Origin of the sequence: Enteractinococcus helveticum, from assembly GCF_020742345.1 — a bacterium.
GTDB lineage: Bacteria > Actinomycetota > Actinomycetes > Actinomycetales > Micrococcaceae > Yaniella > Yaniella helvetica_A.
In genome coordinates, this window is sequence record NZ_DYXC01000092.1 from 22013 (window position 1) to 44436 (window position 22424).

17 protein-coding genes are annotated in these 22424 nt (G+C 53.2%); 9 read left to right on the top strand and 8 right to left on the bottom strand.

Translation table 11 applies throughout. The features are described 5' to 3' along the window. Window positions 1-20 precede the first annotated feature (20 nt). Together K8V32_RS08630 and K8V32_RS08635 are read left to right on the top strand one after the other, a co-directional pair. Window positions 21-647, top strand: coding sequence for a bifunctional nuclease family protein (locus K8V32_RS08630; protein ID WP_303905875.1), 627 nt, complete (start codon window positions 21-23; stop codon window positions 645-647). Window positions 648-832: 185 nt separating this feature from the next. After that, window positions 833-1423, top strand: coding sequence for a MerR family transcriptional regulator (locus tag K8V32_RS08635; RefSeq protein ID WP_303905877.1), 591 nt, complete (start codon window positions 833-835; stop codon window positions 1421-1423). A 96-nt stretch (window positions 1424-1519) separates the two neighbouring features. Here the strand turns inward: K8V32_RS08635 and K8V32_RS08640 are convergent, their stop codons facing one another. Continuing rightward, window positions 1520-2344 carry a ParA family protein gene (locus K8V32_RS08640; RefSeq protein ID WP_303905879.1) on the bottom strand — a complete coding sequence of 275 codons (825 nt, stop codon included), beginning with the start codon at window positions 2342-2344 and terminating at the stop codon, window positions 1520-1522. A gap of 270 nt (window positions 2345-2614) precedes the next feature. On the opposite strand from K8V32_RS08640, the gene K8V32_RS08645 reads away from it, so the two are divergent. Together K8V32_RS08645 and K8V32_RS08650 are read left to right on the top strand one after the other, a co-directional pair. Next, the gene (locus K8V32_RS08645) at window positions 2615-6067 is read left to right on the top strand and encodes a pyruvate carboxylase (RefSeq protein ID WP_303905938.1); all 3453 of its coding nucleotides are present in this window, start codon (window positions 2615-2617) and stop codon (window positions 6065-6067) included. 54 nt (window positions 6068-6121) lie between these two features. After that, entirely contained in the window at window positions 6122-7549 is a 1428-nt protein-coding gene (locus tag K8V32_RS08650; RefSeq protein ID WP_303905882.1) for a mycothione reductase, read from the top strand. 77 nt (window positions 7550-7626) lie between these two features. On the opposite strand, the gene K8V32_RS08655 is transcribed toward K8V32_RS08650, so the two are convergent. From K8V32_RS08655 to K8V32_RS08665, 3 genes are all read right to left on the bottom strand, one after another. Beyond that, a complete protein-coding gene (locus K8V32_RS08655) occupies window positions 7627-9438 on the bottom strand; it encodes an AMP-dependent synthetase/ligase (protein WP_303905885.1) in 1812 nt (603 codons plus the stop codon). A 107-nt stretch (window positions 9439-9545) separates the two neighbouring features. Then, entirely contained in the window at window positions 9546-9977 is a 432-nt protein-coding gene (locus tag K8V32_RS08660; protein ID WP_303905888.1) for a hypothetical protein, read from the bottom strand. Further along, complete coding sequence (locus K8V32_RS08665) at window positions 9964-10755, bottom strand: alpha/beta hydrolase (protein WP_303905890.1); 792 nt, start codon at window positions 10753-10755, stop codon at window positions 9964-9966. The genes K8V32_RS08660 and K8V32_RS08665 overlap by 14 nt, the downstream gene beginning before the upstream one ends. Window positions 10756-10901: 146 nt before the next feature. Between K8V32_RS08665 and K8V32_RS08670 the strand changes: the two genes are divergently transcribed. After that, complete coding sequence (locus tag K8V32_RS08670; RefSeq protein ID WP_524536723.1) at window positions 10902-12311, top strand: class II 3-deoxy-7-phosphoheptulonate synthase; 1410 nt, start codon at window positions 10902-10904, stop codon at window positions 12309-12311. A gap of 109 nt (window positions 12312-12420) precedes the next feature. Here K8V32_RS08670 and K8V32_RS08675 read toward each other — a convergent pair whose 3' ends face one another. Both K8V32_RS08675 and K8V32_RS08680 read right to left on the bottom strand, forming a co-directional pair. Further along, window positions 12421-13701 (bottom strand): protein kinase domain-containing protein, encoded by a 1281-nt coding sequence (locus K8V32_RS08675; RefSeq protein ID WP_303905893.1) that lies wholly within the window; start codon window positions 13699-13701, stop codon window positions 12421-12423. Window positions 13702-13764: 63 nt separating this feature from the next. Then, window positions 13765-15732 carry a lytic transglycosylase domain-containing protein gene (locus K8V32_RS08680; RefSeq protein WP_303905896.1) on the bottom strand — a complete coding sequence of 656 codons (1968 nt, stop codon included), beginning with the start codon at window positions 15730-15732 and terminating at the stop codon, window positions 13765-13767. Window positions 15733-15977: 245 nt separating this feature from the next. Between K8V32_RS08680 and K8V32_RS08685 the strand changes: the two genes are divergently transcribed. Next, window positions 15978-16340, top strand: coding sequence for an Rv2175c family DNA-binding protein (locus K8V32_RS08685; protein ID WP_303905899.1), 363 nt, complete (start codon window positions 15978-15980; stop codon window positions 16338-16340). 2 nt (window positions 16341-16342) lie between these two features. Here K8V32_RS08685 and K8V32_RS08690 read toward each other — a convergent pair whose 3' ends face one another. Then, window positions 16343-17419: a polyprenyl synthetase family protein gene (locus K8V32_RS08690; RefSeq protein ID WP_303905902.1), complete on the bottom strand. Its 1077-nt coding sequence runs from the start codon at window positions 17417-17419 to the stop codon at window positions 16343-16345. Between the two features lie 89 nt (window positions 17420-17508). On the opposite strand from K8V32_RS08690, the gene dinB reads away from it, so the two are divergent. Next, a complete protein-coding gene (gene dinB, locus K8V32_RS08695; RefSeq protein WP_303905905.1) occupies window positions 17509-18783 on the top strand; it encodes a DNA polymerase IV in 1275 nt (424 codons plus the stop codon). Window positions 18784-18904: 121 nt separating this feature from the next. Further along, window positions 18905-19285: a DUF3040 domain-containing protein gene (locus tag K8V32_RS08700; protein WP_303905908.1), complete on the top strand. Its 381-nt coding sequence runs from the start codon at window positions 18905-18907 to the stop codon at window positions 19283-19285. Between the two features lie 81 nt (window positions 19286-19366). On the opposite strand, the gene K8V32_RS08705 is transcribed toward K8V32_RS08700, so the two are convergent. Then, on the bottom strand, window positions 19367-21421 hold the full coding sequence (locus K8V32_RS08705) for a hypothetical protein (protein WP_303905911.1): 2055 nt from the start codon (window positions 21419-21421) through the stop codon (window positions 19367-19369). A gap of 473 nt (window positions 21422-21894) precedes the next feature. Between K8V32_RS08705 and mraZ the strand changes: the two genes are divergently transcribed. Continuing rightward, window positions 21895-22326: a division/cell wall cluster transcriptional repressor MraZ gene (gene mraZ, locus K8V32_RS08710; protein ID WP_303905914.1), complete on the top strand. Its 432-nt coding sequence runs from the start codon at window positions 21895-21897 to the stop codon at window positions 22324-22326. The last annotated feature ends 98 nt before the right edge of the window (window positions 22327-22424 follow it).

Below are 22424 nucleotides of genomic sequence, written 5' to 3' on the forward strand. Positions count from 1 at the left end.
CAACGAAAAGGAGCTTCACCATGGCCGACATTGTACTGAAGGTCCTTGAAATTAGGATCGTACTTCCGGGGAACCAACCGATCCTTTTGCTCTTGCACCAACAAAGTCAACGTTTGCTCCGTCTGTGGATCGGACCGTCCGAGGGGACAGCTATCGGTCTTGCCCAGCAGGGGATCGACACGCCTCGACCGACCACACATCAATTGCTTGTAGATGCTCTACGGCAAGCCGGTGACCCACTGCAAGCTGTACGCATTTCTAAAGTTGACGAAGAAGTGTTCTATGCAGAACTTATTTTGACCTCTGGGACGACGGTGGACTCACGCGCCTCGGACGCCGTGGCATCTGCATTGTTTGCTGGTGTGCCGGTTTATGCGACCGACACCGTATTAGACTCGGCAGGCATTGATTTAACCGAAGGTGAGATCGCAGCAGAGCTCAATATCGAGCAACCCGAAATCGAGCCCGAGATTACGGAAGAAAGCGTGGATGAATTTCGCGAGTTCCTCAAAGACCTGAACCCTGAGGATTTCCTCACACCAGAAGAAACTGCTAAAGAAGAACCACCCAATACATCGACGGCCAATGACGACGAGGACGAAAACGGCGATAACGATGGTAACGGTGCTGAGGATACCGAAAAATAGTTCCGACACGACTAACGTTTTTCTCTCCGGTCTTTGACCAGGGCTGATTCTCAGAATAGCGTGGGATACTATACGTTCCATTGCATAATGTGAGACCATTAACCAGTAATCGCAGATGATGTCGGTTCCACGTGAGTCTTACGAAATCTTCCCCGTGTGGAACAGAACAGCAGGAGGAAACCCTAGTGTCTCACACAAGTGATTCAGGGCATCGCCAGAGTCTCGATGCTGGCAATCAGGGTGTGTTGTTTAACGACGATGCGCCGTGGCTAGACAATGAGTGCGGCTACCGCGGTCCAACCGCATCGAAAGCAGCCGGTATCACATACCGACAGTTAGATTATTGGGCACGTACCGGTTTGGTCGTTCCGTCGCTTCGTGGTGCAGAAGGTTCTGGAACCCAGCGACTGTATTCGTTCCGTGACGTACTCGTGCTCAAAGTCGTCAAGAGACTCCTCGATACCGGAGTCTCGTTGCAACAGATTCGCACGGCGGTCGATCATCTCCGCGAACGCGGGGTTGAAGATCTTGCTCAAATCACTTTAATGTCCGATGGGGCGTCCGTATATGAATGCACCTCAGCTGACGAAGTCATTGACCTGGTTCAAGGCGGTCAAGGTGTCTATGGTATTGCTGTAGGTCGGGTATGGCGTGAAGTCGAAGGGACACTAGCTGAACTTCCAGCAGTGCGCCTGGCCGACTTTCAGTCCGATGCTGATTTTCCTGGTGATGAGCTCGCTGCCCGACGTGCTACTCGCCGAAAAACCGCTTCCTAGCAGGTCGTTACGTTCCTTTGAAGCTCAATCAAAACCCGGTTATGTATACATAACCGGGTTTTTGCTCTTACACACGTTGAGGAAACACGTTCAAAATTACCCGTGCAGGGCTCTTCGAGAAGAAACTTGTGGTTGGTGGAGCTGCTGAAGCAACCGATCGAATGTGCGCGCGGCGGTTGAGGCCGTATCGCCAGGCCAAGCGTGAACCGGCCACGCAGCACCTTGGATTTGCTGCCAATTTGAACTCTCTGGAACCTGGATGTCTAACATCCGCTTGCCGAACATCCGACGCATTTCAGCAAGGCGGTATTTATGTTCGGTCGAAGCTGCACGCACTCGGTTAACGACCAGTACGGAGTTCCTCAGTTTTGGTGCGTATTCCCGTTGGAATAGATCCAGGGCCCGGAAGGTGCGCTCGGTGCCGGCAACGGAAAATAAACTCGGCTCTGCCACCAGTAATACATCGGTTGAAGCTGCCCACGCCATACGCGTGACACCATTGAGCGCAGGAGGGCAATCGATCAAGACCAGGTCATAACCCTGCGTTTGATCTAATAATGTCATAAGGCGATTAATTTCACGACGGCGCGTCGTCACTTTTTCAAATAAAGACGTTTTGGCCGAACCACGAATGACATCGAGCACGCCCGATTCAGTACCATTACGGTGGTTCGTTTGTATCCATCCAGACGTAACGGCGTGTTCGTGCAGCCGAAATTGTTTAGGCTTACGCAGCATCGTGCCAATCTCGGTACTCATATCATCATGTTTGATACCAAGGCCGGTGGTCGTATCGGCGTGCGGGTCGAGGTCGATGACTAGGGTCGAGACGCCAGCTGCCCAAGCCGCAGATGCCAAACCAAGGGTTATGGAAGTTTTGCCAACGCCGCCCTTGAGGCTGGAAATAGAGATAACCTGCACTACGATTGCACCTTATTTATTAAATAGACGTTTTGGTCAATACCATATTCTAACAAGCCGGACGAGAACTTCTGGGACTGTCCCTTTTGGGTACTTATTGTTTGCAATGACCAAGAACGTGGGTAGTATCGCCTATGTTCAATGTATACAGGACCGGTATCTTTGAACGTCCCTGAGAGTCTGTCATTACTCGTGACAGCACTAACACACACTGGAGGAACCTTGGCTGAAAATCAAGACCACTCGGCCCACAAGAGCGGTGGTGTCCCAATGTTTAACAAAGTATTGGTCGCCAACCGCGGCGAGATTGCTGTTCGCGCTTTCCGCGCGTGTCACGAGCTCAATGCCAAGACAGTCGCTGTCTTTCCATACGAAGATCGCAACTCGATTCACCGACAAAAAGCAGATGAAGCCTATCAGATCGGTGAAGAAGGTCACCCGGTCCGGGCGTATCTAGACGTCGACAGCATTATCAAAGTTGCGCTGGAATCTGGTGCAGATGCTATTTACCCCGGCTACGGATTTCTAGCCGAGAATGCTGAGCTTGCACGGAAAGCCAAAGAGAACGATCTGACCTTCGTTGGCCCGCCTGCCGAGGTCTTAGAACAAACTGGAAACAAGGTCGCGTCACTGCGCGCCGCTGAACGAGCTGGCGTGCCAACCCTGAAATCTACGGATCCGTCCGCTGATGCTGAGGAACTCTTATCACAAGCAGACTCCATCGGCTTCCCCTTGTTCGTCAAAGCCGTTGCAGGTGGTGGCGGTCGCGGAATGCGTCGCGTCGAGAGAGCTAAAGACTTACCTGAAGCCCTCAAGAGTGCTATGCACGAGGCAGAAACCGCTTTTGGGGACCCAACAGCCTTCCTCGAACAGGCAGTGTTACGTCCACGCCACATCGAAGTGCAGGTTCTTGCAGACAAGTATGGGAATGTTGTTCACCTTTTTGAACGCGACTGCTCGATGCAACGCCGCCACCAGAAAGTCATCGAAATTGCCCCTGCCCCAAACATCGACGATCAGTTGCGCCAACGACTGTATGATGATGCGGTCAAATTCGCCAAGGCGATGGACTATCAAAACGCCGGCACGGTAGAATTCTTGGTTGATACCGAAGGCGAGCGCGCCGGGCAGCATGTCTTTATTGAAATGAACCCGCGCATCCAGGTGGAACACACCATCACCGAAGAAATCACCGATGTGGATCTCGTCGCAGCACAGCTTCGTATTGCTTCCGGAGCCTCCCTGGACGACCTTGGCATCCGTCAGGAAGACCTTCAGATCCGCGGTGCTGCCATTCAGTGCCGCATTACTACCGAAGATCCAGCCAATGATTTCCGTCCAGATACTGGCAAAATTACCGCCTACCGTTCTGCTGGTGGCTCAGGCATTCGTCTCGATGGTGGCACGATCTACACAGGTGCAGAAATTTCACCGCACTTTGACTCGATGCTGGTGAAAATGTCGGCTCGAGGCCGAGACTTCCAAACGGCTATTCGGCGAGCACGTCGCGCACTAGCCGAGTTCCGTGTCCGTGGGGTCGCAACCAATATTCCGTTCTTGATGAACGTTTTCGACAACCAACAATTTATTGATGGCGACGTCGCAACGGACTTTATCGATAAGAACCCCTACCTCACGCAAATCAACCGCTCCAAAGACCGTGGTTCGCGTGCGCTAGCTTACCTTGCTGATGTCACGGTCAACCGGCCATATGGTCCACGTATCGAGGGGATGGATCCACGCCGTAAGTTGCCGCACTTCCCGGGAGATAAGGCCGACGAACCAGACCGCAGTCCATTTGATGGTCCGTCGTTGGAAACACCTCCAAGCGGATGGCGCGATATCCTCATCGACAAGGGACCCGAAGGGTTTGCGCAAGCTCTGCGTAATCACGAAGGTCTTGCAGTCACCGACACGACCTTCCGAGATGCGCATCAGTCACTGTTAGCAACCCGTATTCGTACTCGGGATATGCTTGCCGCCGCACCCGCAGTGTCCCATCTGATGCCACAGCTTTTGTCGGCTGAAGTCTGGGGCGGGGCCACCTACGACGTCGCACTTCGTTTCTTGTCGGAAGACCCATGGGATCGTCTGGAGCGTCTCCGTGAAGAAATGCCAAACATCCCACTGCAGATGCTGCTGCGTGGTCGCAACACCGTCGGATACACGCCGTACCCACAGCGCGTGACCGAGGCATTTGTTGAAGAAGCAGCACTAACAGGCGTTGATATCTTCCGTATTTTCGATGCGCTCAATGATGTCAACCAGATCATCCCAGCCATTACAGCGGTTCGCGAAAACACCTCCTCGGTTGCCGAAGCAGCCATGTGCTACACAGGCAACCTCCTGGACCCCAACGAAAAGCTCTATACGCTGGACTACTACTTGGGTCTTGCTGAAAACATGGTCAAGGCTGGGGCACACATCCTGGCGATCAAAGACATGGCAGGTCTGCTGCGCCCAGCAGCGGCAAGTAAACTCGTTACCGCCTTGCGTGAGAACTTCGATTTGCCGGTGCACTTGCACACCCACGACACCTCAGGTGGACAACTGGCGACCCTGCTAGCAGCCTCTGAGGCAGGCGTGGATGCCGTGGATACCGCAATTGCGGCATTGGCAGGTACAACCTCACAGGTCTCGATGTCTGCTCTAGTTGCAGCAACTGATAATACCGAGCGCGAGACCGGGCTGTGCCTGGAACATGTTGCCGGGCTGGAACCCTATTGGGAAGCCGTACGGGAAATCTACGCACCGTTTGAATCGGGGCTGCCGGCACCAACTGGTCGAATTTACGCGCACGAGATCCCAGGTGGTCAGCTATCCAACCTGCGCCAGCAGGCTATCGCATTGGGCTTGGGGGAGCGCTTCGAATCGATCGAAAACATGTATGCTGCCGCCAACAATATCCTTGGAGACATCGTCAAGGTGACTCCATCGTCGAAGGTTGTGGGCGATCTGGCCCTAGCCTTGGTATCTGCCAACGCTGACCCTGTCGACTTCGAAGAAAACCCAGGCAACTATGACATTCCAGACTCGGTCATCGCCTTTTTGTCTGGACAGCTTGGTGATCCTCCAGGCGGCTGGCCAGAACCATTCCGAACCAAAGCACTGGAAGGTCGTAACACAACCGGCATCGAGGTCGAAGAGCTTGCTGCCGAGGACGAAGCCGAACTGGCAGAATCGGGCGAGACCCGACGTCGTACCCTTAACCGACTGCTTTTCCCTGGACCAACCGGTGAATATGAAGAGCACGTTCGACTCTATGGCGATACCTCGGTCTTGCATACCCGCGACTTCCTCTATGGCATGGTCGAAGGCCATGAGCATGTGATCTCGCTGGGTAAGGGTGTGCGTCTATTGACCACCCTGCAAGCTGTGTCTGAAGCTGACGATAAAGGCATGCGTACCGTGATGGTTACCCTCAACGGCCAGCAGCGCCAGGTTGAAGTCCGCGACCGGTCTGTAAAATCCAATGTGCACGAGGCAGAGAAAGCTGATACCTCGAATACGGGTCACGTACCAGCACCATTTTCTGGGACGGTTACCGTCGTCGTGGAAGAAAACACGACCGTGGAAGCGGGAGACACGATTGCCACAATTGAGGCCATGAAAATGGAAGCCGGTATTACCGCGCCGATTAGCGGGACTGTGTCTCGTGTGGTCCTAAAGAACCCAACCCCTGTGGAAGGAAACGACCTCATTTTGGTCCTCGATCCAGCATGACGTTCGAATGACCCAGGACGTCAATACCGGATTCGGAACCACTACACTGATGGCATGAGCATCGAACAATACGATCTGGCCATCATTGGTTCCGGATCCGGTAATTCTATTATCACCCCATATTGGGACAACAAAAAAGTTGCGATCATTGACTCTGGCACCTTTGGCGGTACCTGCCTCAACGTCGGATGTATCCCCACCAAAATGTTCGCATACCCTGCTCAACTGGCGGCGACGGCTCGGGACGCCGAACGACTCGGTGTCGACCTGAGTGTCGATGCTACGAACTGGCCGGAGATACGCGATAGAATTTTCAATCGCATCGATGCCATCTCTGAGGCCGGTAAACACTACCGTGACGTCCAACTGGACCATACAACGCTGATTACCGAAGAAGTCCACTTCAGCGGACCCAAACAACTCACCACGTCGAGCGGACGTGTTTTGGAAGCCGATCACATTGTTGTTGCTGCCGGTTCTCGGCCGAGCCTGCCGGACGTGCCCGGACTCAATCTTCCTGGCGTACACACCTCAGATACGGTGATGCGACTCAAAGCACTACCAAAGCGCATTATTATCGTTGGTGGCAAATACATTGGTTCGGAATTCGCCGCCGTATTTTCGGGGTTGGGTTCCGAGGTCATTCACATCAATCGCTCGGGGCAATTGTTATCCAACCACGACAACACCATTTCTGATGAGTTCACCCGGGTGGCAAAGGAAGCTTGGCAAGTCGCTCTCAACCGTACCTTGCATTCGATTGAACGCCAGGACGGCAGACTGCGGGTCAATCTCAGCGCTACCGGACATGATCACCACGAGGTCGTAGACTACTTCATTGGCGACGTCGTGTTGCTGGCTACGGGACGCAAGCCAAATTCGGACCGTCTCAATCTGAGTGCGGCTGGTATTGACGTCGAGAACGGGTTCATTGTGCGTGATGAATATTTGCGCGTTCTCGCAGATGGCAAACCGCACGATGGGGTCTGGGCAATCGGCGACATCGCGAATCCACAGATGCTCAAGCACGTGGCGAACCATGAGCAGCGAATCGTCTCACACAACATGGAAAACCCTGATCATATGAAACCCGATACGCTCACGACTATTCCGGCTGGGGTCTTCACCCGACCCCAGATCGCCAGCGCTGGTCTGACTGAAGATGAGGCACGTTGCCAGTATGGTGACGAAGCGATCACCATGAAAGTGCAATCTTACGGTGATACCGCCTACGGCTGGGCGATGGAAGATATCGACGGGTTTGTAAAAATCGTTGCTGAACGAGCCACCGGAAACATTTTGGGGGCACATATTATGGGTCAGGAAGCCACCAACTTGATTCAACCGCTGGTGACTGCCATGTCCTTTGGCATCACTGCCCATGAATTAGCGCGCGGCCAGTATTGGATCCACCCGGCTATGGCAGAGGTAGTCGAAAATGCGCTACTTGGTTTGGATGTTCCAAACTCGGAGTATAGCTAGCATTGAATTATGAAACGCCGCGCTGGGTGAAGAAACCGAAAGGTTCCACCCAGCGCGGTGTTTGGCTAACGCGGTTGTTATTTGGCTGCTGTCTGGTAGATGTCGTCCACGAGATCTTGGAAATGGCGCAGAATCGTTTCACGTTTGATCTTCATTGACGGGGTCATCTGTCCGGCTTCAATCGTGAAATCTTGATGAACTATACGGAATTCTCGGATGGATTCAGCCCGCGAGACTGATTCGTTGGCCCTGTCGATGAGCCCTTGAACATGCTCACGGACGATCGAATGGGAGGCCATGTCAGCTATCGACATGTTGGGATCAAGACCCCGTTGCTTCAGCCACGGTGGTGCGGTCTCTTCATCTAAGGTGACCAGTGCGGCGACGAATTTTTGATTGTCGCCAATTACCATCACTTGCGAGATCAGCCCATCGGAACGGATCTGATCTTCCAACTGGGCAGGAGCCACATTCTTGCCACTGGAAGTGACCAGGATTTCCTTCTTTCGCCCGGTGATCGTGAGATACCCATCGTCATCGAGATGACCAATATCGCCGGTGTGGAGCCAACCATCAACGAGGTCTTCTGCGGTTTTGTCAGGCAGGTTGAGGTATCCCTTGAATACGCACACGCCGCTGGCCAGGATCTCACCGTCATCGGCGATCCGGATGCCACATCCTGGGGCAGGTAACCCGACGGTTCCGACCCGGGTTTTGCCTGGCCGGTTTACTGTGACTGGTGCGGTCGTTTCGGTCAAACCGTAGCCTTCTTTAATGTTGACCCCGACGCCGCGAAAGAAATGACTCAAATACTGGCCAAGCGGACCGCCGCCTGAAATCGCGTCTTTGACATTGCCACCCATGGCGGCACGGATCTTGGAATACAATAGCTTGTCAAAGATCCAGTGCTTCAGACGCAATCCTATCCCGATACTGCCAGCTTCTTTCGCCTTAGAATAGTCGACTGCGATTTCGGCACCGCGTTCGAAAATCTTTCCTTTGCCACCCTCCTGCGCATTCAGCAAAGCCGAATTGTAGACTTTCTCAAAGACTCTTGGTACGGCTAACAGGAAATTAGGCTGGAAAGATTTCAGATCTGGAACCAGCTGCTTGACGTCTGGCGTATGACCGACTTTTGAGCCAGATGCCAAGGTCTGGAAGGAAATAAAGCGCGCAAAAATATGCGCCAGAGGGATGAATAGGATCGTGGAACTATCCCGAGTCAATACCTCCTGCATTTCTGAGTGTAAAATATTCAGTGATAAGTTCACCAGGTTGCCGTGAGTGATCATGCACCCTTTGGGACGCCCGGTAGTGCCAGAGGTATACACGATCGTAGCCACGTCATCGAGATTCGCCAACGATCGACGGCGTTCCATCTCTTCGCTATCAGGGCCATTGGCAGCTAGCGCTCGCAGGTCGTCCAGACCGTCTTCCATAATCCACATCCCAAGGAGTTCGGGAAGCCCCTCGCGCTGTATTGCCGTTTGAACTGCACGAGCATGGTCGGATTTTTCCACGACGACTGCTTTGACTTGTGCATCTTGAAGAATCCATGCGATCTGTGAAGGGGACGAAGTTTCATAGATCGGGACCGTCACGGCACCTGCATACATGATCGCCAGATCCAAGAGTGTCCATTCGTATCGAGTGGGACTCATGATGGCTACTGAGTCGCCGGGCTCGATGCCGATCGAGGCTAATGCGCGTGCGATGGTCTTGACATCTTCACGAAATTCCCGAGCCGAGACATCAGTCCACTGGCCGGGTTGTAGCTGGCGCGCAAACAGTGGGTGATTCGGATCTTGATGGAATTGATTTTCAACTAGATCGGTGGCATTGGAATCATGCGGGGCTTCGGCAACCGGGGGAATGATGATCTCTTTCACAGTGATGCTCCTCAGTAGACAAGGATGAGCGATTTGAATCACATTCTACTGGTCGGTAATCCAAATGACGAGACATCACCGAACAGGAACACGGGTGTCATGAGGGCTTATAGTTGGGCGCCGTTACCGTAATCGCCGTCGTCATCTGGGTTGCGGTGGTCGCGCGTGCGGGGGAGCAAGAAAAAGAGGCTCAGTGCGCTGGTAAGAAACACCAGGATCGTAACCGCAGATGTCCACCAGGCCAGCGGTATCCCTAGCAGTGCAGCCAGCAGCCAGATCGTCATAGCGCCGATGACGCCGATCCAGGATAAAACCGTTCGTGGATTGCCGGTTGCAATTGGTTTCGGCTCAGGCGGTTGAAAATCTTCGAGGATTTCTTCGGCCACCGTGTAGTCTCGTGGACCCGGCATTGAGGAGGGCCTAGATGGAGCTGGTCCAGGGGGAGGCTCAACTGTTGGTTCGGATTGAGCTTGCTCTGGGCTGCCACCGAGCCGGCGTACGAGGTCTTGCCACGCTTTATCTTCGTCACGCTGTTCCACTACGACCACCTCCAGAAAGTTTCAGCAGGGTATGGACGCTGTCCTGGAAGATTAGTGGTGCGTCATTATCCAATGTTGCCACGTGGTAGCTGTTGTCCATGCGCACTATTCGCAAAAGATTGGGGCCAAGGCGACGACGCAGCAGTTTTGCAGTAGTTGGAGGCACGATGTGATCTTCAGTCGAGCAATACAAAGTCACCGGCGATTGAATATCAGTCAGCTGCCTGCGGACGGTTCGAAAGAGTTTAGCCAACTCGACCACTGCCGGAACCGGGGTACGGTCATAGGCTTCTTCTACAACACCAGCCTTTTGAATATCTCCAGCAAGTGGTCCCACGGTGGGAATGATGCGTTGAAATAAGGGTGAAAGTGCCACCCCGAGCTGATCTACGGGTTTGAAAGTCAAAGCCGGGTTGACCAGGAAAGTGGCATCGACCATGCGGTGTGCTGCAGCATCGAGTGCCAAGGTGCCGCCCAGCGATAAACCAGCCACTGCAATGTGATCATAGTTTTGCATAAGCATGTTATCCACAGTTTGCTGCACTTGCTGACGCCACTGTCCGGCCCGCGTCTGGGCCAGATCGCTGACTGTGGTGCCATGCCCGGGAAGTGTCGGGATGTATACGGTCGCGCCCGCTGTTGCTAAAGCCTGTCCCCAGGGCAGCACCGATCCCGGATCAGCGGTAAAACCATGCAGCAAAACGATACCCCAGTGAGTCTGGTTTTTGGCGAGGACACCTTGGGGGTCTGGTTGAAGGATTTCAATGGACTGCATCATGCTCATCAACTCCAGCATAGTCCGGCGCATTGACAGATGAATACCTGATCATTTCCGCGTGAAATTTCAGCTGGAATCAGGACTATATTGGGCTCATAGCGTCATGAACTACCCGGTGTGTGGCGTCGGGTCGTATGCTTGTCTGCATGATGTTTGACGCTGCGGAAAAGAATTTGGCTGTAGAGCCGTTTGGTACCACCCATTCACAGGGTGCCGCTGACTATCCGGGCTTAGATGAATGGCGGAATCTTGACGTGCAGCAGGCCCCGCAGTGGTATGACCAGCAGGTGCTAGAAGATAGCCTCAATGAACTCTCGAACGTTCCACCGCTGGTGTTTGCCGGAGAGGTCGATGTTCTGCGCGAGCGTCTGGCCGTTGCCGCTGCCGGAAAGGCTTTCGTCCTTCAAGGTGGGGACTGCGCTGAAACTTTTGCCGGTGCAACTGCAAATAAAATTTCTGCCCGAATCCGTACCATCTTGCAGATGGCTGCGGTCTTGACTTACGGCGCATCGATGCCGGTGGTCAAGATGGGGCGTATGGCAGGCCAGTTTGCGAAGCCGCGTTCATCGAATATGGAAGTTCGTGACGGCGTCGAGCTGCCATCCTTCCGTGGCGAGATCGTCAACGGCTTCGACTTCACCGAAGAATCTCGTCGTCACGACCCACGTCGCATGGTGCAGGCCTACCATACATCCGCTTCGACCTTAAACCTGATTCGTGCATTCACAACTGGTGGCTTTGCAGATTTACGGACGGTGCACTCCTGGAATAAAGGCTTCATGTCGAACCCGGCCTACGCTCGGTTTGATGAACTTGCCGCCGAAATTGATCGCGCCGTTCGCTTCATGGAGGCCGCCGGAGCTGACTTCGATGCACTGCGCACTGTGGAGTTCTTCTCGGCACACGAAGCACTGCTGCTTGAATACGAACGCGCCCTGACCCGTATCGACTCCCGGACCGGTCTGCCCTACATTACGTCTTCGCACTTTGTATGGATTGGTGAGCGTACTCGCCAGATCGACGGCGCACACGTGGATTATCTGTCGCGCATTCACAACCCGATCGGCGTGAAGCTTGGCCCGACCACCACGGTAGATCAAGCCATGGAGCTCATCGATAAACTGGACCCGAACCGTGAACCAGGCCGCTTGACCTTCATCGTGCGCATGGGCGCAAACACGATCCGTGAGCAGTTACCGCCCATCATGAAGGGTGTCAAAGCCGAAGGTGCCACTCCATTGTGGATTACTGACCCCATGCACGGTAACACCATTACTGCTGCTAATGGATACAAGACCCGCCGTCTGGAAGACATCATGAACGAAGTTCGTGGGTTCTTTGAAGTCGCTAACGCCACTGGCACGCACCCTGGCGGGTTGCACATTGAACTCACCGGTGACGACGTCGCCGAATGCCTGGGCGGCTCCGTTGCGATTGACGAATCAGCATTCGATGAACGCTACGAAACACTTGTTGACCCACGCCTCAACCATCAACAGTCACTTGAACTTGCGTTCTTGGTTGCCGAATCGTTAGCCAAAGACAGCGCAAAGTAGTCTGAGAACTTCGATCGTAGCAAGGCGTTCAGCCCCAGGTGTCCTCCCGGGGCCTGAAGGCTTGCTGTGTTCGATAAAAATTCACCGGGTGTGATGATTCGGGGCGGTCTTAGCCAAAGAGCAGTCGCATGATGGCAGACCCCGTCCAGTTACCAAATAGCACTGTGGCTGCCGCAGCCATAATGATCAGAAGCGTATAAATTGCTGCCCGCGAGGTACGTATCGGGGCGAAGGCCCGGACAGGTTCATGTTGTTTTTTGTTTCCGAAGTCGCGAAGCTTTGGACTCGTCACTGCCTGTTGCTCAACCGATGGTCGCTGGTAGTGATCCATCGGGCCAGTGGGAGAGGCCTCTGCGGTGACTGAGGGTGGCAGGACTGTCACGTTAGGCTGTGGGGGAGGAGGCGGCTGGTGTGGCCCTGCACTATCTGCACTATCATCAGCGCGCTCTGCGGTGCCAAACGCCGTGGTGGCAACATCGTCGAATACCTGGGTCGCATCGTGATCGTTTTCGTGGTGTGCCAATTGTTCGGCTGCTTCAGGGTTCTCTAATAGGTGCTGAATCAAAATCAACACCTCGGTGGCATCTGCGGGCCGGTCCTCGGGAGACGGTTCGGTCATATGCAACACAATGTCGTCGACTGCGGCGCTGATACCTGGGACTAGTGTTGATGGTGCCGGGACACGAGAATTGGTGTGTTGGACAGCGATGGCTACCGCTGACTCGCCACTGAAGGGGCGCTGGCCGGTGAGCATTTCGAAAATCATAATACCCAGGGCATATACATCTGATCGCTTATCAGCTTGTTCCCCGGTGACCAGTTCGGGCGACATATAGGACACGGTGCCCATCAGAGCCATACCAGTGCCCGTGTGGCTGGAGGCGGCTCGCGCCAGGCCGAAGTCTGCGACCTTAATATCACCATCGTTGGACACCAGGACGTTTTCGGGTTTGATATCCCGGTGTACCAGACCTACCTGATGGGCGGCGGCCACTCCCCGAATAATGGGCAGGGCAATGTTCCAAGTTTCTTCAACCGTCATCTGCCCAGCGGCACGCATGACCTCGCGCAGCGTATGACCCTCAATAAACTCCATTGTCAGAAACGCTACGTCGCCATTCCCCGCGGTGCCCACGCCCTGGTCATATACATTGACCACATGCGGGTGATTAATTTTTGCGGTGTTCTTGGCTTCGGCTTCAAACTTTTCAATAACGGTTGGATCTTCAGCCATGTTTGGTCGCAGGATTTTTAGTGCGACCTCGCGGTCAAGGCGGGTATCAATGGCACGATAGACCGTGGCCATACCACCGTGGGCTAACCGCTGTGTAATTTTGTAGCGGTTATCGACGGTGAGGCCAACGAGCGAGGGTCCGGCTGGGGTATTCACAACACATAGAATACCCGGCCAGCAATGCCGACCGGGTATCCGTTTCCTATCAGTGGAGTTTCATTAGAATCTGCTCATCGCATTTCGGACTTTGCTGACGTAATCCTTAGTATCAGGATACATTCCGTACTTCCGAACCCCGCCTTCACCTTGATAATAGCCCGCAATACCAATGTCACCGGGGTTATTGCGCTGTAGATGACGGATGATCGCTACGCCTGCAGTGATGTTGTCCTGGGGATCCAGCAGGTTCAACTTCCGGCCAACGAGCTGAGATGCCCACTCCCCAGAAGATGGGATGACTTGCATGGTACCAATCGCATTGGCCGGGGAGACCGCCGTCGGGTTGAACCCAGACTCGACCTGGGCATGCGCCAACGCCAATTTCGGATCCACACCCATCTGGCTTGCCGTCTGGCTTACCATCTGACGTACCTGCTGGGTTGACGGCATTGGAGCCGCCAATAGTGCACTTTTATTTGCGTTCGCATTGGCCACGACGTGATCGGGATAAGTATAGTGCAAGAACGTATTGCCGATAAGCTGTTCATTATTGCCCGACGACGCTGTCGTCATCGAACTCGAACCACCATTACCAGACAGCTTGAGCGTCTGGCCGGCGTAAATGATCGACGAGGCCGACAACCCATTGGCCTGTAGCAATGTCGACAGACTCACCCCATTACGCGAAGCGATGCCCGACAGGGTGTCGCCTGATTTGACAGTGTAGGAGCCAGAGGTCTTCGACGAACCGCTCGAGCTGCTTGACGACGAACCTGAACTGTTTGAGGAAGCAGTCGAACCTGACAGTTTGAGCTTTTGCCCCGGGTAGATAATGGAGCTAGAGCTCAGACCGTTGGCCTTGAGAATTGTAGACAAACTGACACCGTTGCCAGCGGCGATGCCAGACAGGGTATCGCCGGCTTTGACAGTGTAGGTCGACGCGCTAGATGGTTTCGATACTTTATTGGAGCTCGAAGACGATGAGCCCGACGAGGAACTTGAACTTGCGGCACCACCAGAGAGTTTAATGTTCTGACCAGGGAAGATCGTCGATGATAAGGACAGCCCATTAGCTTTGAGGATCGTGGACAAGCTGACACCGTTGCGAGCGGCAATACTCGACAGCGTGTCACCGGCTTTCACCGTGTAGGACGACGATGACCTCGAGGAGGAAGTGGATTTCGTCGAGGACGACGAGTTGGATGCACTACCCGACAGTTTGAGCTGCTGGCCAGGATAAATAATCGAAGACCGGGACAGGCCGTTGGCATTCAAAAGTGTCGACAGGCTGACGTCGTTCTTAGCAGCGATGCCCGAGAGAGTGTCGCCGGATCGTACCTTATATGTGCTGCCGCCTGAAGAAGACGACGACTTGGAAGTCTTGGATGTTGATGAAGACGATGACGACGCAGAGCCGGAGAGTTTCAACGACTGTCCCGGATATATAACCGAAGACATCGACAAGCCATTGGCTTTCAGTAACGTCGACAAGCTAATCCCATTGCGTGCGGCAATGGCCGACAGAGTATCGCCCGCTTTGACCTTGTAGGTGGCATCAGATGAAGAAGATGAAGTTGAACGAGCACTGGTACTCGTCGAACTGTTGGAACTTGCTGGACCAAGGTTGAGCTCATCACCAGGATAAATAGTTGATGAGGCTTTGAGGTCATTCCACTTCAACAGACTAGACAGCGAGACCTTATGCTTTAGCGCAATGTGGCCCAGCGTGTCGCCCGATTCAACCTTATAGGTCTTCGGAGCGGCCTTGGCTGCTTGGAAATAGTCCTGAGTGAATCGTGCTGGCAGGGCTACCGCTACCTGATCAGCAGGAATCAGGGTTGCTTCCAGCTGTTGCTGTGCTGCTATGAGGTTGGCAGCTGTGGCAGGTTTAGGACTAAACGCCGTACTGGGTGCATCAGCTACCGCCGCGGTGGCCGCTGTGGCGGAGCCTAAGGCAAGTAACGGCAGAGCCGAAGTCGCAACAGCCGATTTGTAAAACCGGGAAGCCCCGGAAGTACGGTCAGTCATGGATAACGTATCCTCTTTGCGTCAGGCACCCGAGCCAGGGGAAGTTCTTGTGCACTGTGTGACAAAAATAGCGTCGAGGTGTACGTGATGAAAATGTTACATGAGTGAATATACATGACTACTGGGACAAATGTTAATAGGAGGCTGTTAAGAAGGGGAGTTTTGATCGTCTTTATGTGAGGAGACTCCCGTCTCGAGTACATCAGCCGTCCCTATGCAGCAGAAAACTGCGATATTGTTGAGACGTGAAGGAAAACCAAGATCTAGAAGTCCTTGTTGATGAGTGGCTAACGTTGCCAGAGGTTGCAGAACGTCTTAATGTAATTGTGACTCGAGTTCACAAGATGATTAAGGAAAAATATCTCGTCGACATGCGCCGAGGCGAGAGAAATGTCAGATATGTTCCTGCGGCATTTTTCACTGACACTGGTATCTTAAAGCCGCTTCGTGGCACCATCATGGTTCTTGCTGATGCAGGATTCAAAGACAATGAAATTATTCGATGGCTGTTTACTGAAGACGAATCTCTTCCGGGCCGTCCTATTGATGCTCTTCATGAAGGCAAGAAGACGGAGATTCGTCGCAGAGCGCAGGCATTAGCCTGGTAGCGCTAGTGCTGGCGGTGCAGTAGTCCGGAGACGAGCTGCTCTAGGCCAGATTGTACTTCTTCGGCCACGGGCAGCTCTTTGAGCGCTTGGTAGGTCTGTTCGCCAAGGCGCTGGATTTCGGCTTCGACTAAGGCTCGCGCTCCAGACGATTCGATGAGTTGTTGTATCTTTTCGACTGTATGGTCGCTGGTCTGGGGATCTTTCAGAAAATTGTTGAGCATTTGAGTATTTTCTGGTTCCAGATTCTTTAACGCGTGAGCCACGAGTTCAGTGCGTTTGCCTTCTATGAGGTCATCGCCCGCTGGTTTCCCTGTTAGAGCTGGGTCACCGAAGACTCCTAGTAGGTCGTCGTCGAGCTGAAATGCCATGCCAAGCGGCGTCGAGAAGTCTCGGTACGTCTTTAACGTGGTTTCATCAGCTCCAGCAAGAATCCCCCCGAGCTCAAATGGCCAAACAGCAGAATAATGTGCAGATTTATATTGCAGCACTGTTCGAGCTTGCCTCAAACCGGCCTCAGGATCGGATGGGATATTGGCCTCTGTGAGGATATCCAGATACTGTCCTGTCATGACTTCGAAGCGCATGGCATGGAACGCTTCCCGAGCAGGCGTGGCAAATGCGGTAGCGTCCGCCATTGTGGAGAAGACTTCTTCGCTGAGCCCTAATGCTAAGTCCCCTGCCAAAATCGCGGCCGACACGCCAAAGTGTGCGCCATCTTGCGCCCACTGTTCGTCGCGGTGGAGCTTTTCGAAGCTTTTATGAACAGAAAGCTGGCCACGGCGAGTATCGGAACGGTCGAGTATATCGTCATGAATCAAGGCGGCAGCCTGGAAGAGTTCCAACGCCACACCGGCCTCAACAATGCGAGGATCATCGGCTGCGCCGCCAGCACCTTGCCAGCCCCACCATGCCAACAACGCTCGGAGACGCTTGCCACCTTCAACTAACCGTGCAATGGAGCTGACCAGTGGTTCTGCAGCTGCTTCAATATCACAAGCACGACGTCGATATACGGCCAGTAAATCCTGCATTCGATCTTGGACCTTCGTCCGAAACCAGGCGGCATCCAATGTCGTCACGGTATCGAGTCTCCTGCCTGCTGAGCGTTTTGAGCAAAAAAATTTTTATTCACCTCAACCTTACCGGCAGCACGGCGTAGACTAGATATATGGTCTCAGCGGGTCAAAACTCAGTTTCCAGTCAGAAGTACGTCGACGAGTCTTGGGACGCAACGATATTGCATATCGATATGGATGCATTCTTCTTGTCGGTAGAATTGCTGGACTACCCCCAGTTTCGAGGTCGACCCGCAGTAGTAGGTGGCAAATCGCCGAGATCAGTCGTAACCTCGGCTTCGTATGAAGCACGCGAATTTGGTATTCGTTCTGCGATGCCAATGGCCCAGGCTCTGGCACGATATCCCCAGTTAATTGTTATTGAGCCCACGAGAGAAAAATACTCGCAAGCCTCACAGAACGTCATGAAAGTGTTGCATGACATCACCCCAATGGTCGAGCAGCTGTCTATTGACGAGGCCTTCGTCGATGTTGAGGGGGCCCGCAGACGATTGGGTAGTCCTGCCCAAATTGCAAGCCTCATTAAAGAACAAATCCGAGAGACAACGCAGTTACCCTCGACCGTGGGAGTAGCGGCTACCAAGTCCTTGGCGAAAATCCTCTCGGATCGTTCCAAACCCGATGGTATTGGGGTAGTTCCGGCAAACCGAACACGCGAGTATCTCGCGCCATTACCGGTGAACGTGATCTGGGGTGTGGGACCGAAATTATTGGAGCGACTCAATAACGCTGCAATTCATACGGTAGGAGATCTTGCTGCACAAGATCCAGTTCGAATGAAACGCTGGCTTGGCGTCATCGGCCCACAGATCGTCCACCTTGCACGTGGGGAAGATCCAAGGCCGGTGGAGCCACGTCAAGAGGCAAAGTCGGTATCAGTTGAACACACTTTTGATCAGGACATCACAGATCCTTATCTGCTTGAAAAAAACTTACTGGATCTGTCATATGAATGCTCACGACGAGTGCGCAATGAGGGCCTGGCAGCTGGTGGGATCAGTGTGAAGGTCAAAGACGTCGATTTTAGTACACGGACCAAATCAGTCACGTTGCCGACGCCAGCAACTTCAGGTGCAGTGTTTTTTGAGCACACCAAGCGGCTGCTTGAAGACCTCATGGCTCAACGATGGCACCCTGTCCGACTGTTAGGGGTACGGGCGGATCGTGTCGCTCAACCAGGTGAACAATCTGAGACCCAAGAATCGCTGTTTGAATTGACAGGCTCCCGTGCCCAAATCCACTCCGAAAAGGATTGGGATGCCACCGACAAAATTTTAGATGATGTCGCCCAGAAATTCCCTACTGCAGCGATTAAACCGGCAACCCTGTTACGGCATCAACGCCAAGCCCGGATGCCAGACGGTTAGACGTTGAATCTTAAAGTTCACCATGTGACAATCTCAGCAAATAGTCAGGCAAAAACTCTAGAATAGAAATAGACTCAACCGGGAATTCGACGAGTTTTCGGTATCACATGTGGAGGCGACCATGGGTTTATCAGATAGAGAGCAAGAGGTATTCGCTGAGATCGAATCTCAGTTGATTTCAGACGACCCCAAGTTTGCATCGCAGATGCAAATGAACGCACAAGGGCCGTTGCGTCGATTCTCTACTCGCAATATTGTTCTTGGTGTGCTAACCGCCACCATTGGCATTGTGGTGTTGTTGACCGGCGTGACAATTGATGCTATCTGGTTGGGAATTGTAGGTTTCATCGTCATGGGTGGCGGGATCTACCTTGCAACGAAACGGACCACTAAACCACCTAGCAAGTCAGGCCGTCGTGGCGGTTCCGGATCCTCGAAATCGAATCATGGATTTATGGAAGGGCTTGAATCGCGCTGGGATGAGCGCCGACGCCAGCAGTAAAGTTTACCGACCCTGGCACTCGCCCTTCACCAGAAAACCCGTAGTACACGCTACGGGTTTTTGTTTTCTTCGTAGCTTGACTCATTCTTGCGAATTGCCAGAGCTTTGATCCGAGTTATCCTCATCAACTATCTCAGTTGAATCCCTCTCAGGACTCTCTCCGGCAGTCTCTTGCCTCTTTTGTCGAAGTCGATTTTGCAGTTGCTCGTATTGCGTGTGTGAAGGTATCGGAACATCGGGAAACGAGCCAGGGCTCTCAAACGACTTCGTTGCTTGGTGGGATCGGGGGATTGGAACTGTGGCTTGCTGGATACCACCGGAAGCCGGTGGAGTTTCAAAGATTTCTGTTTCAGTGAGATGATCTGTGGGCCCCTGGACATAGTAGGGTTTCGTCTCTACAGCAGAGCGCGCTGGTGCCACACTCCAGACCCTGGTTGCTGCCTTACGCGTGCGGATTAGTATCACTACGATAACGATCAGAAATACGACAGACAGGGCAGCAACCCAAGCGGTTGTACTTGTCGGCCCATTGGCATGAATCGTAAACGTGCCAGTTGAATCTTGGACGGCAATAGTGCGTTGATTTGATTCATTATCCCTGGTGTGCCCAGAATGCATGGCGGGTAGCTGCACACGAAAGGTTGCCATTTCTTCTACTCCACCTGTCACCACTTCCCAAATGGGGGAAAGATTTACGTGTAGATCATAAGATGCCCAAATGCTGGTTATTGGCTCATGTTCGATCGATACAGGGGTTTCAACTCCTTTATCCTGCAGATAAACATTGATCATTTTTGTGAGATCATGGGCGCTTTGGGCTCGAAACGTCGTTGTATATATAGTCCTGTTGCCTTCAACTGCGGTATGGAAAGACCCAGTATTGGGTGGTGGCGAAAATCGATCTGACACTGTGTCTTCGTGTCCCTCTACCGTGGCATTGTCGACTACAAACTCGAAGGTTTGTCCCATACTGCCGTCGAAGTCGAGTTGTGTGGTTGAGGTCATGTGTTGCAGCGGCATGCCACGGTTGAATTCCGCGAAGAACTCACCATCACCACGACGATCTTCAACGAGTTGCCAGTGCTCTGGGTGGGTGGTTTCGCCGTGAAGTTGTTGTAGGTTGTTTGGGCTGCAGATCTGTTCGCAGGTCCAATTGGTACCGAAATATTGGGTAATGACATCTGGAGAATTGTCGGCAGTCACTTCATCTACCTCGAAAGAGGCCTTGTCGTTTGCCAACAGTATTTGCAAACCAGCACTGACGGCTTCCGGGGTTGAAAACTGCGCTACGACTCGACGGGTTGTGGTGCTGCCGTTGGCCGGGTCTGCAGGACCGGTATCTTCAACGGCTTCTGTGAGTCCTGCAATATCGCTGAGCTTTGCTATCTGTTCGGTGAGGAATGCATTTTGGGGATCAGCTGATTCGGCCGAGATGCGGTATGCCATGGTGACTCGCAGATCGCCCGATTCAAGGAACTCCAAATCGAGTCCGACATCCTCAAAACGATGATCCTGAGTGAGCTGAAAGTTCATGCGGGGGAGCGACGTGGAGGTATTGATTTCCTCATGATTGAAGACAACTGTAGCGATGCCGCTGGAAGTTAATACTGTGGCGTTGCTCGTCACGACGCCTTCGTTGATGAGCGCATCGGCTGCCCAGCCCATTAAATCGTCGTTATAAAAGTCTTCCTGGACTGACAGGGTTGTCATTAATGGTTGATCATCGAGCTCAATAGTCATGTCGCGCTCTGCGGGGGCTATCGCTGAAGCATCAAGCAGCGAATTGATCTTATTCTCGTAGTCTTCGAGGTCGTTGAATACTAGCGTGAAAGTTGCCGTGTAGCCTTCTTCGCGCTGTTCTACACCGTCAAATGACAATACCTCAGGGGTATGTGAATCTAGAGCCTGTGTTGCAGCTTCAAGACCCCCGGATATCGACTCGATATCAGTGTCGGCCATTGTCATAACAAAGGTGCGAGAGCCCGAAAAATCGTCCTCGAGTTCCAACTGGCTATTGACGTCTGCGCCGCAGGCTGCCAAGACCAAAGCACACAGCGATACCAAAGCTGCCCAGATGTACGTCCGTTGGCCACGGAACGCGTCCGGTTGTTTGGTCCGAAGAGATAATGTCTGCAAAACACTGCTTTCACTCGAGGCGCCACTGACGGATATGCCGGTGATCTTACCGAATTCATCTTAACGAGATTGCAGGCACGCGTCGCTCATGACGACGCACGTCCCCACTGTGCTCCACTACACGTCCCCACTTTGCTCCACTATCTAGGCCTGGTCGCCTTAAATCAGGGTATTTAACCTCGCGAGTATCCTCGCCTTTCACAATTGTCACAATTGTCACTTCATTGGAAAATGGGTCCCCACAATCCTCCCCAAAGTACCCCACTGCCGTCTACTAAGGCGCAAAACCGCGGAATTATGCGGTTATATCGCGCCACCTCTGGGCTTCACTGAGTTGATAATTTCTCGGAAATTCCCAAATAATGAGGGGTGAAGTATTGAAAGTGGGGGAAAGTGGGGTAAAGTGGAGCACGAAGAGGACGGTGATCGCAGGGCTGGAGCACAAGGGATCAAACCATGCTGGAGGTGGTGCCATGTTTTTAGGTACATACACTCCACGCCTGGATGAGAAGTCCCGGTTGATCTTGCCAGCGAAGTTCAGAGATGAACTGTCTGACGGATTGGTACTTACCAGAGGTCAGGAGCGCTGTGTCTACGTGTTCTCGATGGAGGAATTCCAGCGAGTGCACAATCAGATGCGCGAAGCACCGCTCTCTTCACGTCAGGCTAGGGACTACATTCGTGTCTTTCTGTCCGGTGCTTCAGACGAGACGCCGGATAAGCAAGGCAGGATCACGATTCCAGCGCCGTTGCGCGAATATGCGGGGTTGGATCGGGATGTTGCAGTCATTGGCGCTGGCACCCGAGCAGAGATCTGGGACCAGGCGGCATGGAACGAATACCTCGAGGCGCAGGAATCGGCATTCTCGGAAACCGACGAGGAGATCATTCCAGGATTGTTCTGATTCAAGATCTGGCAACGACATAAATCAACATTTGACAAGGTCTCTTATTTCAGACCTCTATCCGAACAGCTGGCCCGTCTTCCCCTGGGCCAGGTGCA